The 13,938-nt window shown below is 60.2% G+C and carries 14 protein-coding genes; 11 read left to right on the top strand and 3 right to left on the bottom strand.

Going from position 1 to position 13,938, the window contains the following annotated elements; translation table 11 throughout:
• The first annotated feature begins 55 nt into the window (after positions 1–55).
• Together P7A97_RS05650 and P7A97_RS05645 are read left to right on the top strand one after the other, a co-directional pair.
• Positions 56–1,975, top strand: coding sequence for an ATP-binding cassette domain-containing protein (locus tag P7A97_RS05650; RefSeq protein WP_277688963.1), 1,920 nt, complete (start codon positions 56–58; stop codon positions 1,973–1,975).
• 20 nt (positions 1,976–1,995) lie between these two features.
• Positions 1,996–2,682 (top strand): hypothetical protein, encoded by a 687-nt coding sequence (locus P7A97_RS05645; RefSeq protein WP_277688962.1) that lies wholly within the window; start codon positions 1,996–1,998, stop codon positions 2,680–2,682.
• A 4-nt stretch (positions 2,683–2,686) separates the two neighbouring features.
• Here P7A97_RS05645 and P7A97_RS05640 read toward each other — a convergent pair whose 3' ends face one another.
• Entirely contained in the window at positions 2,687–3,130 is a 444-nt protein-coding gene (locus tag P7A97_RS05640; RefSeq protein ID WP_277688961.1) for a universal stress protein, read from the bottom strand.
• 84 nt (positions 3,131–3,214) lie between these two features.
• On the opposite strand from P7A97_RS05640, the gene P7A97_RS05635 reads away from it, so the two are divergent.
• The 7 genes from P7A97_RS05635 to P7A97_RS05605 all read left to right on the top strand — a co-directional run bounded on the left by P7A97_RS05635 (position 3,215) and on the right by P7A97_RS05605 (position 11,274).
• Positions 3,215–3,652, top strand: coding sequence for a hypothetical protein (locus P7A97_RS05635; RefSeq protein WP_277688960.1), 438 nt, complete (start codon positions 3,215–3,217; stop codon positions 3,650–3,652).
• 340 nt (positions 3,653–3,992) lie between these two features.
• Positions 3,993–6,140, top strand: coding sequence for a fatty acid oxidation complex subunit alpha FadB (fadB, locus tag P7A97_RS05630; RefSeq protein ID WP_277688959.1), 2,148 nt, complete (start codon positions 3,993–3,995; stop codon positions 6,138–6,140).
• A 30-nt stretch (positions 6,141–6,170) separates the two neighbouring features.
• The gene (gene fadA, locus P7A97_RS05625; RefSeq protein ID WP_068826336.1) at positions 6,171–7,346 is read left to right on the top strand and encodes an acetyl-CoA C-acyltransferase FadA; all 1,176 of its coding nucleotides are present in this window, start codon (positions 6,171–6,173) and stop codon (positions 7,344–7,346) included.
• Between the two features lie 60 nt (positions 7,347–7,406).
• Positions 7,407–7,661 carry a DUF1653 domain-containing protein gene (locus P7A97_RS05620; RefSeq protein WP_277688958.1) on the top strand — a complete coding sequence of 85 codons (255 nt, stop codon included), beginning with the start codon at positions 7,407–7,409 and terminating at the stop codon, positions 7,659–7,661.
• Between the two features lie 90 nt (positions 7,662–7,751).
• Complete coding sequence (gene topA / locus P7A97_RS05615) at positions 7,752–10,361, top strand: type I DNA topoisomerase (RefSeq protein WP_277688957.1); 2,610 nt, start codon at positions 7,752–7,754, stop codon at positions 10,359–10,361.
• Positions 10,362–10,453: 92 nt separating this feature from the next.
• Positions 10,454–10,972 carry a DUF6586 family protein gene (locus P7A97_RS05610; RefSeq protein ID WP_277688956.1) on the top strand — a complete coding sequence of 173 codons (519 nt, stop codon included), beginning with the start codon at positions 10,454–10,456 and terminating at the stop codon, positions 10,970–10,972.
• Positions 10,973–11,040: 68 nt separating this feature from the next.
• A complete protein-coding gene (locus P7A97_RS05605; RefSeq protein WP_277688955.1) occupies positions 11,041–11,274 on the top strand; it encodes a hypothetical protein in 234 nt (77 codons plus the stop codon).
• Positions 11,275–11,326: 52 nt separating this feature from the next.
• On the opposite strand, the gene sulA is transcribed toward P7A97_RS05605, so the two are convergent.
• A complete protein-coding gene (sulA, locus tag P7A97_RS05600; protein WP_277688954.1) occupies positions 11,327–11,797 on the bottom strand; it encodes an SOS-induced cell division inhibitor SulA in 471 nt (156 codons plus the stop codon).
• Between the two features lie 15 nt (positions 11,798–11,812).
• Complete coding sequence (lexA, locus tag P7A97_RS05595; RefSeq protein ID WP_277688953.1) at positions 11,813–12,424, bottom strand: transcriptional repressor LexA; 612 nt, start codon at positions 12,422–12,424, stop codon at positions 11,813–11,815.
• A gap of 242 nt (positions 12,425–12,666) precedes the next feature.
• On the opposite strand from lexA, the gene P7A97_RS05590 reads away from it, so the two are divergent.
• Complete coding sequence (locus tag P7A97_RS05590; protein ID WP_277688952.1) at positions 12,667–13,371, top strand: TetR/AcrR family transcriptional regulator; 705 nt, start codon at positions 12,667–12,669, stop codon at positions 13,369–13,371.
• Between the two features lie 40 nt (positions 13,372–13,411).
• On the top strand, positions 13,412–13,936 hold the full coding sequence (locus P7A97_RS05585; RefSeq protein ID WP_277688951.1) for a L,D-transpeptidase: 525 nt from the start codon (positions 13,412–13,414) through the stop codon (positions 13,934–13,936).
• The last annotated feature ends 2 nt before the right edge of the window (positions 13,937–13,938 follow it).

The following is a 13,938-nucleotide window of genomic DNA, read 5'->3' as shown; positions in this document are numbered from 1 at the left end:
ATGGTAGCCCCGTAACTCGGTTAGAATGCGCGCCCCGTTTTTCAAGGTGTTTCCCATGACCCTGCTCAAGTTCGCCGATGTATCCCTGGCCTACGGTGCCATGCCGCTGCTGGACCGCGTGTCCTGGCAAATTGCTCGCGGCGAACGGGTGTGCATCATCGGGCGCAATGGCACGGGCAAGTCGAGCATGCTGCGCCTGGTCAAGGGCGAGCAGATGCCCGATGACGGCGAGATCTGGCGTGCGCCGGCGCTGAAAATTGGTGAGTTGCCGCAGGAATTACCGCGTGCCGACGAACGGACTGTATTCGATGTGGTCGCCGAGGGACTGGCAGGCGTTGGTGAGTTGCTGGCTCGCTATCACCATCTCAGTCAGCACATCCACAGCGATGATGACCTCAATCAGCTCATGCATGTTCAGCAGGAGCTGGAGGCAAAGGATGGCTGGCGCCTGCAGCAGCTGGTGGAAAGCACCCTGAGTCGTCTGCAGCTGCCGGCCGACAAGACCCTGGCCGAGCTGTCCGGTGGCTGGCGCCGCCGTGTGTTGCTGGCCCAGGCGCTGGTTTCCGAACCCGATTTACTGCTGCTGGACGAGCCAACCAACCACCTTGATATCGGCGCCATCGCCTGGCTGGAAGAGGCGCTGAAGGATTTTGGCGGCGCCGTACTGTTCATCACCCACGACCGTTCCTTCCTGCAGAACCTGGCCACGCGCATCCTCGAGTTGGATCGCGGCGGGCTGATCGACTGGAACGGCGATTACGCCAGCTTCCTGGTGCACAAGGAGCAGCAACTGGCAGCCGAAGAGACTGCCAATGCGCTGTTCGACAAGCGTCTGGCCCAGGAAGAAGTGTGGATTCGCCAGGGCATCAAGGCTCGCCGTACCCGTAACGAGGGCCGTGTGCGTGCGCTCAAGGCCATGCGCCAGGAGCGCAGCGAGCGGCGCGAGCGTCAGGGTAAGGCGAGCATCCAGCTGGACGCGGCGGAGAAGTCCGGCAAGCAGGTGATAGTGGCGGAAAATGTCAGTTTTGCGCACCCAGGGGGAGCCGCGCTGGTACACGACTTCTCCATGGTGCTGCAGCGCGGCGACCGCATCGGTCTGCTCGGGGCCAACGGAACCGGCAAGACCACGCTGCTGAAACTGTTGCTGGGCGACCTGAATCCGACTAGTGGCACGATAGTGGCAGGGACCAAGATCGAAGTGGCTTATTTCGATCAGCTACGCCATCAGTTGGACCCTGAAAAGACTGTGATAGACAACCTCGCCGAAGGTCGCGACTTCATCAGCATCGACGGTCAGAGCCGCCATGTGCTGAGTTACCTTGGAGACTTCCTGTTCAGCCCGCAGCGTGCGCGTACGCCGGTCAAGGCGCTGTCCGGTGGTGAGCGCGCGCGCTTGTTGCTGGCCAAGTTGTTCAGCAAGCCCGCCAACTTGCTGGTGCTGGACGAACCGACCAATGATCTGGATGTGGAAACCCTGGAGTTGTTGGAAGAGGTTCTACTGAATTTCCCGGGCACCGTACTGATGGTCAGCCACGACCGGGCCTTCCTCGACAACGTGGTGACCAGCACCCTGGTTTTCGAAGGCGAGGGGCGGGTTCGCGAGTACGTCGGCGGTTATCAGGACTGGCTGCGCCAGGGTGGTTCGCCGCGCCTGCTGGGCGTCGGTGAGAGCAAATCGGGTAAGGCCGAACTGGCTGCGGTGGCACCCGCCGCGGCCCCCGTTACCCCGGTGGTGGAGGACGCTCCGGCCGCCAACAAGAAGAAGCTCAGCTACAAGCTGCAGCGTGAGCTGGAAGCCATTCCTGGGCAGATCGATGCCCTGGAGGCCCAGCTGGCAGAGCTGCAGGCGCAGATCGCCGATCCGGCGTTCTACCAGCAGGCCGTGGCTATCACCGGGCCTGCGCTGGAGCGCTTGCAAAGCCTGCAAGAGGAACTGGACCAGTTGCTGGAGCGCTGGGCCGAATTGGAAGCCTGAAACGCTTGTCGGAGACATGCATGGCGATTGAGTACCGCGTCACGCTGGATGACAACCATCAGTTCAGCTACAGGATCGAGCTGGACCGTCAGTACGATGCCCAGAGTGCCGAGGCTGCGCCCAAATGGACGCGCCTGGAACATCATCAGTGCAGCAATTGCCCGCTGAGTCGGGATCAATTCAGTCGATGTCCGGCAGCGGTTGATCTGCACCGGGTCATCGAAGACTTTCAGGGCTTACCGGCCTTCAAGAAGGCTCAGGTCTGGGTGCGTACTCCGGAGCGCGAGTACAGCAAGCTGGTGGGCCTGGAAGAGGGGCTGCGCTCGTTGCTGGGCGTGATTATGGCCACCAGTGCCTGTCCGGTGCTGGCGCGCCTCAAGCCGATGGCCCACAACCATCTGCCTTTTGCCAGTAGTCAGGAGTTCATCCTGCGCACCATTTCTCTCTATCTGGCGCGGCAGTATTTCCATTTCCGCGAAGGCCGTCGGGCCGACTGGGAGCTGAAGGGGCTGGTCAAGCAGTTCCAGCAGTTGCAACTGGTCAATCAGGCGTTCTGGCAGCGCATCCTCGATGTTTGTGAGGGGGACTCCAACCTCAAGGCCTTCCTCACCTTCTTTTCCATGTCGTCGAGCATGACGGTGTCGCTGGAAACCCAGTTGCAGAAGATTCGCCCGCTGGTGATGAGCGCGGGCGAGACTCAGGACTAGCGCGCTAGTCCTTGGGCTTCTTCAGGCGTACGGCCAGGACGTCGCAGGGGGCGCCGTGCAACAGGTCATTGGCGGTGGAGCCAAGCAACAGGGCTAAGCCGTGGCGGCCATGGCTGCCGACCACGATCAGGTCGCAGCCCTGTTCATCGGCCAGACGATGGATTTCCTGGCGAGGCTGACCGTAGGCAAGGTGGCGCTGTTCGCTGCCGAGTTGCGGGTATTTGCCGGCAAAGCTGTCCAGCCGCTCGCGGGCCTGGTCGAATTGCTGCTGCTGGAGCATGGACAGGTCCATCGGTACGTCGCCACCGAAGGCCATGGCCATGGGCTCGACGATGTGCACCAGGGAGGTCTTGGCGCCCCTGCTGGCGGCGATGGCCAGGGCGCGCTCTACCACGGGATGGCACTCGTCGGTGAGGTCGACGGCAATCAGGATGTGCTGGTAAGGCATCGAGGTTTCCTCCATTGAATGGGCATGCTTGCAGTATGGCGTCGCCCTCTTCATAACACAGGCTTTAGTTTTCAAGTGGCAGATATGACGTGGTGGGTAGTGCTTTTGCTGATCGGGGCGGCGCTCAGTCCGCTGGTTTGGTTGCGTCCTTCGCCGCGTCAGCGCGGGCAGATGGCGCTGCGCCTGGCGGCTCGTCGTTTGGGCTTGGGTATGCAACTTAGCCAGCAGGACTGGCCGCACTGGTTTGAAGGTCATCCGCCAGCCAGTTGCGCGCAATACCACCGTGGCCGGCGACGCGGCGTTAGCGACACCTGGAGTTATTGGCAGACAGCGCCTGGGCAATGGTGCAATCAATGGCGCGAGCCATGCGTCGATGCGGGGTTGCTGGAGAAGCTGCAGCGTTTGCCGGTGGATGTCTACAAGGTCGAGGCTGGACCGCAAATGGTGGCGCTGTACTGGGGGGAGCGCGGCGAAGAGGCTGAATTGCAGCGAGTCGCCGAGTTTCTGGCGGCGGTGGCCTAATAGCGGCGCTACGCTTGCAAGCCGCTCTGGGGCTGCGTTCTTCATTGTTTTATGAATGAAATGCCATTCATGGTCATTTGGTGACGCTGCTCTCACGGGAGGCGCCTGTGACGGGCAATTGACAATTGCCCGGTTTTCACTGAATGTACGCCCACCCAAATCAAACGGGCGTATGAATTGAGCGTCTGCCGCTGTAGGTAGCGCCTTTACAGCCCGATTATCGCGTCGGCGGGTGTGTCGGATCGAATGGGACTATGCTCGACGGCTCTATGCCACGAGCGGCCCCGGCCGGTTGGCTCCGATGTGTACCGTTCAGCTTCCATACCGTGGAGATCAGTTGATGATTTACGAAGGTAAAGCCATCACGGTTAAGGCTCTTGAGGGCGGCATCGTCGAATTGAATTTCGACCTCAAGGGTGAGTCCGTTAACAAGTTCAACCGTCTGACCCTGAGCGAACTGCGCCAGTCGGTCGATGCCATCAAGGCCGACGGTTCGATCAAGGGCGTAATCGTCACCAGCGGCAAAGACGTATTCATCGTCGGCGCCGACATCACCGAGTTCGTCGAGAACTTCAAACTGCCCGACGAAGAGCTGGTTGCCGGCAACCTCGAAGCCAACAAGATCTTCAGTGATTTCGAAGACCTGGCCGTTCCGACCGTCGTCGCCATCAACGGCATCGCCCTGGGTGGCGGTTTCGAAATGTGCCTGGCGGGTGACTACCGTGTTGCCTCCGAGAGCGCCAAGATCGGCCTGCCGGAAGTCAAGCTGGGTATCTACCCGGGCTTCGGCGGCACCGTGCGTCTGCCGCGTGTGATCGGTACCGACAACGCCATCGAGTGGATCGCATCCGGTAAGGAAAACAAAGCTGCCGACGCCCTGAAAGTAGGCGCCGTCGATGCAGTAGTTGCTCCGGCCAAGCTCAAGGACGCCGCTCTGGATCTGGTCAAGCGCGCCATCTCCGGCGAGTTGGACTACAAGGCCAAGCGTCAGCCCAAGCTGGAAAAGATCAAGCTCAACGCCATCGAGCAGATGATGGCCTTCGAAACCGCCAAAGGTTTCGTCGCTGGCCAGGCTGGCCCGAACTACCCGGCTCCGGTCGAGGCGATCAAGACCATCCAGAAAGCCGCCAACTTCGGTCGTGACAAGGCGCTGGAAGTGGAAGCCGCTGGCTTCGTCAAGCTGGCCAAGACCTCGGTTGCCGAGAGCCTGGTTGGCCTGTTCCTGAACGATCAGGATCTGAAGAAGAAGGCCAAGCAGCATGACGAGATCGCTCGCGACGTGAAACTGGCCGCCGTACTCGGCGCCGGCATCATGGGTGGCGGTATCGCCTACCAGTCCGCCTCCAAAGGCACCCCGATCCTGATGAAGGATATCCGTGAAGAGGGTATTCAGCTGGGTCTGAGCGAGGCTGCCAAGCTGCTCGGCAAGCGCGTCGAGAAGGGCCGTCTGGCCCCGGCCAAGATGGCCGAAGCCCTCAACGCCATTCGCCCGACCATGTCCTACGGTGATTTCGGCAACGTCGACATCGTTGTCGAAGCTGTGGTCGAGAACCCGAAGGTCAAGCAGATCGTTCTGGCCGAAGTGGAAGATGCGGTGAAGGAAGACGCCATCCTGGCCTCCAACACATCGACCATCTCCATCAGCCTGCTGGCCAAGGCTCTGAAGCGCCCGGAAAACTTCGTCGGCATGCACTTCTTCAACCCGGTGCACATGATGCCGCTGGTTGAGGTCATTCGTGGCGAGAAGTCCAGCGATGTGGCGGTTGCTACTACCGTGGCTTACGCCAAGAAAATGGGCAAGAACCCGATCGTGGTCAACGACTGCCCGGGCTTCCTGGTCAACCGCGTGCTGTTCCCGTACTTCGGTGGCTTCGGCAAGCTCCTTGAGTTCGGTGTCGACTTCGTGCGCATCGACAAGGTCATGGAGAAGTTCGGCTGGCCCATGGGCCCGGCCTATCTGTCCGACGTCGTCGGTATCGATACCGGCCACCACGGCCGTGACGTAATGGCTGAAGGTTTCCCGGATCGCATGGCTGTCGAAGGCAAGACTGCTGTCGACGTGATGTACGACGCCAATCGTCTGGGCCAGAAGAACGGCAAGGGCTTCTACGCCTACGAAACCGACAAGCGTGGCAAGCCGAAGAAGGTTCAGGATCCGGAGGCTTACGAGCTCCTCAAGGCTATCGTCAAGGAGCAGCGTGAGCTGACCGACGAAGACATCATCAACTTCATGATGATCCCGCTGTGCATGGAAACCGTTCGTTGCCTGGAAGACGGCATCGTCGAAACCGCAGCTGAGGCCGATATGGGCCTGATCTACGGCATCGGCTTCCCGCCCTTCCGCGGTGGTGCCCTGCGCTACATCGACTCCATCGGTGTAGCTGAATTCGTGGCCCTGGCTGACAAGTATGCCGAGCTGGGCGCGCTGTACCACCCGACCGCCAAACTTCGCGAAATGGCCGCCAAGGGCCAGAAGTTCTTCGGTTAATCGCGCAGCGAACAGAGCGAGAGTAGAAATATGAGCCTGAATCCGAGAGATGCAGTCATTGTCGACTTCGGTCGTACCCCGATGGGTCGTTCCAAGGGCGGCATGCACCGCAACACCCGTGCCGAGACCATGTCGGCACACCTGATCAGTGGCGTACTGGCCCGCAACACCAAGCTGGACCCGGCTGAAGTCGAAGACGTGATCTGGGGCTGCGTCAACCAGACCCTGGAGCAGGGCTGGAACATCGCGCGCATGGCGTCGCTGATGACCCAGATTCCGCACACCAGTGCCGGCCAGACCGTCAGCCGTCTGTGCGGTTCCTCCATGAGCGCCCTGCACACTGCCGTGCAGGCCATCCAGACCGGCAACGGCGACGTCTTCGTCGTTGGTGGTGTGGAGCACATGGGCCACGTCGGCATGATGCACGGTGTCGATCCGAACCCGCACCTGTCCCTGTACGCTGCCAAGGCGTCGGGCATGATGGGTCTGACCGCCGAGATGCTGGGCAAGATGCACGGCATCAGCCGTGAGCAGCAGGATGCCTTCGGTGAGCGTTCTCACCGCCTGGCGCACAAAGCCACTGTCGAAGGCAAGTTCAAGGATGAAATCATCCCGATGCAAGGCTACGACGAGAATGGTTTCCTGAAAGTTTTCGACTTCGACGAAACCATTCGTCCGGAAACCACCCTCGAGAGCCTGGCTGCCCTGAAGCCGGCGTTCAACCCGAAAGGCGGCACCGTGACTGCAGGTACTTCCTCGCAGATCACCGACGGCGCTTCTTGCATGATCGTCATGAGCGCTCAGCGCGCTCAGGATCTGGGTATCCAGCCGATGGCCGTGGTTCGCGCCATGGCGGTGGCCGGTGTCGATCCGGCGATCATGGGTTACGGCCCGGTGCCGTCCACCCAGAAAGCTCTCAAGCGCGCTGGTCTGAGCATGGACGACATTGACTTCGTCGAGCTGAACGAAGCCTTCGCAGCCCAGGCTCTGCCGGTGCTGAAAGACCTGAAACTCCTCGACAAGATGGAGCAGAAGGTTAACCTGCACGGCGGCGCCATCGCTCTGGGCCACCCGTTCGGTTGCTCCGGTGCGCGTATCTCCGGCACCCTGCTGAACGTGATGAAGCAGAACGGCGGTACGCTGGGCGTGTCCACTATGTGCGTGGGCCTCGGCCAGGGCATCACCACCATCTTCGAGCGCGTCTAAGCGTCAGTCGATGTGAAGACCGGGGCCTTGTGCCCCGGTTTTGCTTTTTAGGAGTCCTTCATGCAACTTCAACCCGGCTTGTACCGTCACTACAAGGGGCCGCAGTACCGCGTGTTCGCCGTTGCCCAGCACTCCGAGACCGAGGAGTGGCTGGTGGTCTATCAAGCCCTGTATGGTGATTTCGGCCTCTGGGTCAGGCCGTTGGAAATGTTCTGCGGCACTGTCGAACTGGACGGTGAAACAGTGCCGCGCTTCGCGCTGATCGAGGCAGAAACCGCGCTGATTGGCCCGGGAGTGAACGGCAGTCGCCCTTGACCTGAGCTCGACGGCCACTATATATAGCGGTGCCTCTATAGGCGCTGGCCGCTTATTCTTTTCTTTTTGTATTCAGGAATTCTCCAATCCATGGGCAAATCGCTGGTCATCGTGGAATCCCCGGCCAAGGCCAAGACCATCAACAAGTATCTGGGCAACCAGTTCGTGGTGAAGTCGAGCATCGGCCATATTCGTGACCTGCCCACCAGCGGTTCCGCCAGCGCCAGCAAGGAGCCGGCCAAGCGCGGCAAGGCTGCGGCTGCCGAGGCGCCTGCGCTGTCGCCCAAGGAAAAAGCCAAGCGTCAGCTGTTCAACCGCATGGGTGTCGACCCCGAGCATGGCTGGAAAGCCAAATACGAGATCCTTCCCGGCAAGGAGAAGGTGATTGAAGAGCTGCGTCGCCTGGCCAAGGATGCTGACACCATCTATCTCGCAACCGACTTGGATCGCGAGGGAGAGGCCATCGCCTGGCACCTGCGTGAAGCCATCGGTGGCGATGACAGCCGCTACAAGCGCGTGGTGTTCAACGAAATCACCAAGAAGGCCATCCAGGAGGCCTTCTCCCAGCCCGGTGAGCTGGACATCAACCGAGTCAACGCGCAGCAGGCCCGTCGTTTCCTGGATCGCGTAGTGGGTTACATGGTTTCGCCACTGCTGTGGGCGAAGATCGCTCGTGGCCTGTCTGCCGGCCGCGTGCAGTCGGTAGCGGTAAAACTGGTGGTGGAGCGCGAGAAGGAAATCCGTGCCTTCGTGCCCGAAGAGTATTGGGAAGTGCATGCGGACCTGGGCACCGCCAAGGACGCCAAGGTGCGCTTCGAGGTGGCTCGTGAGAATGGCGAGGCTTTCAAGCCGCTCAATGAAGCCCAGGCCATGGCTGCGCTGGAGAAGCTCAAGGCTTCGAGCTATAGCGTCAGCAAGCGCGAAGACAAGCCTACCTCCAGCAAGCCTTCCGCGCCCTTCATTACCTCCACCCTGCAGCAGGCGGCGAGCAATCGCCTGGGCTTCGGTGTGAAGAAGACCATGATGATGGCCCAGCGTCTCTATGAGGCCGGCTACATCACCTATATGCGTACCGACTCGACCAACCTGTCGAATGATGCCATCGACATGGTGCGCGGTTTCATCGACAGCGAGTTCGGCCAAAAGTACCTGCCTGCCAAGCCGAACTTCTATTCGAGCAAGGAGGGGGCTCAGGAGGCGCACGAGGCGATTCGCCCGTCCGACGTCAACCTGCGCCCGACCCAGCTCTCTGGCATGGAGCGTGACGCCGAGCGTCTTTACGAGCTGATATGGCGTCAGTTCGTGGCCTGCCAGATGCCGCCCGCCGAATACCTGTCTACTTCGGTAACCGCCAAGGCCGGCGATTTCGAGCTACGTGCCAAGGGTCGTATTCTCAAGTTCGACGGCTATACCCGCGTACTGCCGCAGCAGAGCAAGCCTGGTGAGGATGATGTCCTGCCAGATATGAAGGAAGGCGAGGCGCTTAAGCTGATCAAGCTTGACCCGAGCCAGCACTTCACCAAGCCGCCGGCGCGTTTCTCCGAGGCCAGCCTGGTCAAGGAACTGGAAAAACGTGGCATCGGTCGTCCTTCGACCTATGCGGCGATTATTTCCACTATTCAGGATCGCGGTTACGTCACCGTTCACAATCGCCGCTTCTACGCGGAGAAGATGGGCGACATCGTCACCGAGCGGCTCAACGAGAGCTTCGCCAACCTGATGGATTACGGCTTCACTGCTGGTATGGAAGAGCATCTGGATGACGTTGCCCAGGGTGAACGGGACTGGAAGCACCTGCTCGACGAGTTCTATGGCGACTTCAGGAAGAAGCTTGAAGTGGCCGAAGTCGCTGACACGGGGATGCGTGCCAATCAACCGACGCCGACCGACATCGCCTGCCGTGACTGTGGTCGACCGATGATGATCCGTACCGCATCCACCGGTGTGTTTCTCGGTTGCTCTGGTTATGCATTGCCGCCAAAAGAGCGTTGCAAGGCCACCATCAATCTGATTCCGGGCGATGAAATCGCCGCGGACGACGAAGGCGAGTCCGAATCACGCGTGCTGTTGGGCAAGCATCGCTGCCCGATATGCGCCACGGCGATGGATGCCTACTTGCTGGACGAGACCCGCAAGCTGCACATCTGCGGCAACAACCCGGACTGTGCCGGCTACGAGATCGAGCAGGGCCAATATCGCATCAAAGGCTACGAAGGGCCGAGCCTTGAGTGTGACAAGTGCGGTAGCGAGATGCAGCTCAAGACCGGGCGTTTCGGCAAGTTCTTCGGGTGTACCAACAGCAGCTGCAAGAACACCCGCAAGCTGCTCAAGAGTGGTGAGGCGGCGCCGCCGAAGATGGATGCGGTACCGATGCCGGAGCTCAAGTGCGAAAAGGTCGACGACACTTACGTACTACGTGATGGCGCCTCCGGGCTGTTCCTCGCCGCCAGTGGCTTCCCCAAGAACCGTGAAACCCGTGCGCCACTGGTTCTGGAGTTGATTCCGCACAAGAGCGAGATCGATCCCAAGTACCACTTCCTGCTGGATGCGCCGGCTAAGGACCCAGAAGGCCGTCCGGCGGTGATCCGCTACAGTCGCAAGACCAAGGAGCAGTATGTGCAGAGCGAGGTGGACGGCAAGCCCACTGGCTGGCGCGCCTTCTTCGATGGCGGCAAGTGGAAGGTGGAAGACAAGCGCTGAACCCTTCGCTATCGGGTGGGGCGCCAATAGGTGCTCCGCCAGTGTCTGTTTCGTTCTCGATGCGGTGATTGGTTGCCGCTCAGGAGTTGGTCATGGCCCATGAGCCTTACACCCGTACCAATCAGAAGATATTTTTCGCCGGGCTGGCGCTGGAAAGCCTGCGAAAGGCCGAGGATGGTGCCGTGGCCAATGCGCCTGCCTTGCAGCAGGCGGAGCGTGAGGCAGTCCTCTTTCACCTCTACGGTGCAGTGCTGGGGCTTTGTCACGAAATAACGGATTACTACAAGCTGGCGTTGGCTGCGGCACCACGTGTCGATCTGATACTCAATCAGCAGGTATTGCGGGATTCACCGACACCGGAGCTGTCCGAGTTGCTCGAAATTGCCCAGCAGCCGGAAAGCTGGCTGGCGCAGTTGCTGGCGGCACACGCAGCGCTTCATCGTCCTCCGCAAGCACTGAAAAAAGCCAAGGTCGATCCGACGCTACCTCTGATCGAAGCAATCAGTGTCGAGGAGCAGGCTGCGCCGTTGAGTAGTGCCGATCTTGAAGGTTGGCGACAGGATCTCAAGCAGCTGGTGTTGCGTTACCGTGAGTCGCTCAGCGAGTGCTGATAGGATCGACGGGCTAGGGTAGGGCCGTTCTGGCTGTTACACTGGCCCTCTTGTCTGGAGAGTACCTTATGACCACATCCTTCCTTGAAATCGTCGAAATGCCCGATGGCCGCATTATTTTGCGTCGTGCTGAAGACGAGGAAGTATTGGTAACGCTGGACTTCTCTGCAGATGCGCGGGCTTTCATGCAGGGACACCATGTCGAGGTCGCCAAAGCCATGCTCAACGTTGGCGTGCAGATGGCCGGCCGACTGGCTGAGGGTGATATCGAGCAGGAAGAGCAGCCGCGCGTGCTGCATTGAGTATCGATGCCCGCAACGGGCATCGGTTTGGAGCGAATGCTCCGTCTTCGAGTTAATCCAGTCGAATATTCAGGCTTTGGGCGCTGCCTACTCGTGCGGCGCCGCTTAGCTGCGCGCGCTGAGTGCCCTGCAAATCAAGCCAGCTGACCACGGTGTGGCTGCGTCCCAGTCTCAGGGCCTCCTTGGTCAGCTCCAGTGCATCCTGACCTGCGCGTGGTTGCAGCAGGAGAAGACGATCCAGGTTGAGGCCCACGCTGCGCAGCCAGGCGTTGGTGATCGAGGCGGGCGGGGCGACCAGGGTTAGCCAGCGTGCATCCTGGTGTTGGCTGAGCTCGCGCAGCATCGGGCCGAGCAGGTGACGGCAGTTACCTGGGGAGCCGGAAAGGCGCAGTTCGCTGAAAGGTTCCGGCTCTTCGATCCAAGGTGCTTCGACCAGTTCGTCGAGCAATTGGGGGATCGAGTTGCCAATGAAGGCTTCAAACAGAGGGAGTTGTGAACGATTCAGCGACTGCGGGAACTGCATGAAGCTCTCCTTAACTCAGCGGCGGATGACGCCGACACTCAAGCCTTCGATGACCAGATCTTGTTCTTCCAGATTCACCTCTATGGGCGCGAACTCCGGGTTTTCTGCGATCAGCAGCACCTTGTTGCCGCTGCGCTGAAAGCGTTTGACGGTGACTTCATCGTCGATGCGCGCCACCACGATCTGACCATTGCGTGCCTCACGGGTGGTGTGCACCGCCAGCAGGTCACCGTCGAGGATGCCGATGTCCTTCATGCTCATGCCGCGTACGCGAAGCAGATAGTCCGCTTTGGGATGAAAGAACTCGGGGTTGATCTTGCAGGAGTCCTCGACGTTCTGCTGCGCCAGGATCGGCGCGCCTGCAGCCACACGGCCGATGACGGGCAGCCCTTCTTCTTCGTTGCTTGTGGGCTCGAAGCCGGGAATGCGAATGCCGCGCGATGCGCCCGGGGTCATCTCGATGGCACCTTTACGCGCGAGAGCTTTGAGGTGTTCCTCCGCGGCGTTAGGTGATTTGAAGCCCAGCTCCTGGGCGATTTCCGCCCGAGTGGGGGGATAACCGTTGTCTTCCAGGCAGCGTTTGATAAAGGAGAGAATTTCAGTTTGACGCGGCGTCAGTTTGAGCATGCTGGCGGTCTGTCTGTTTATACAGGTGCTGTGATTATATACAGTGATCTGTCGCTGGCAACTGCTGTTTCTGATCCAAGGCTAAATCGCCTAATAAGCTGCTTGCCAGGTGGCGGCGATGTTGCGCTCATTGCTCTATGGTTTAATGCGTGACCGGTCAGCCATGAAAGGGCCTTTCAGGCTTGACAGGGCGTCTGCCTGATACGTATGTTTCAAACAAGTGTTTGTCAGGTGAGAGTGTCATGGCTCAATCAGAAACCGTTGAGCGCATCCTGGATGCAGCTGAACAGCTGTTTGCCGAGAAAGGTTTTGCTGAAACTTCTTTGCGTCTGATCACTAGCAAGGCTGGAGTCAATCTGGCGGCGGTGAATTACCACTTCGGTTCCAAGAAAGCGCTGATTCAGGCAGTGTTTTCGCGATTTCTTGGGCCGTTCTGCATCAGCCTGGAGCGTGAATTGGATCGGCGTCAGGCGCGTGCGGGTGAGAAGGCGAGCTTAGAAGACTTGCTCAATATGCTGGTGGAGCAGGCACTGGCGGTTAAGCCGCGCAGTGGCAACGACCTGTCGATCTTCATGCGTCTGCTCGGTCTGGCTTTCAGTCAAAGCCAGGGCCATTTGCGCAAGTACCTGGAAGAGGTATACGGCAAGGTTTTCCGTCGCTACATGCTGCTGCTCAACGAAGTCGCACCGAAGTTGCCGCCGCTGGAGATCTTCTGGCGTGTTCACTTCATGCTCGGTGCCGCAGCCTTCAGCATGTCGGGTATCAAGGCGTTGCGCGGCATGGCCGAGAATGACTTCGGTGTCGATACCTCGCTGGAGCAGGTGATGCGCCTGATGGTGCCGTTTCTCGCGGCGGGGATGCGCGCCGAGAGCGGTGTCAGCGATGAAGCGCTGGCCAACGCCCAGTTCAAGCCGCGTAGCAAGCCGGTTGCCGCCAAGGCCGGCTGACCCTGTGCCCGAGCGGGTCGATGGGCTAAGCTAGCGGCCCATGTATCTGCTCGATTTCCTGCATATCTCCATTGCCGACCAGCGCCTGTATGGCTTCGCCGACGGGCAGCTGCGTCTGCGTTTGTCGGTTTCCACGGCGCTGAATGGGCCGGGTGAACGCAGCGGCTCCAACTGCACGCCACGTGGTCGCCATCAGGTGCGCGCGAAGATTGGTGAAGGTCTGCCAGAGGGCGCGGTGCTGCGAGGTCGACGCTGGACGGGGGAGGTCTGGTCTGCTGCCCTGGCTGAACAGTTTCCCGGGCGCGACTGGATTCTGACCCGCATTCTTTGGCTCAGCGGCTGCGAGCCCGGTATCAACCGCCTGGGGGCGGTCGACACCTTTCGCCGCTACATCTATCTGCATGGCACGCCTGATACGGAACCCATGGGTGTGCCGCTGTCTCATGGCTGTGTGCGCCTGCGCAACAGCGATTTGCTGGACCTCTTTCCCCGTGTACCGCCGCACTGTGCGGTATTGATCGACGAGGCGGCGTGCCCTGAGTGGGCGGCAGCCGATCTCGTCTAAGG

Source organism: Pseudomonas sp. GOM6 (genome assembly GCF_029537485.1).
Classification (GTDB): Bacteria; Pseudomonadota; Gammaproteobacteria; order Pseudomonadales; family Pseudomonadaceae; genus Aquipseudomonas.
The sequence above is the reverse complement of the archived record's forward strand: the minus strand, read 5'-3'. Positions and strand labels throughout refer to the sequence as shown.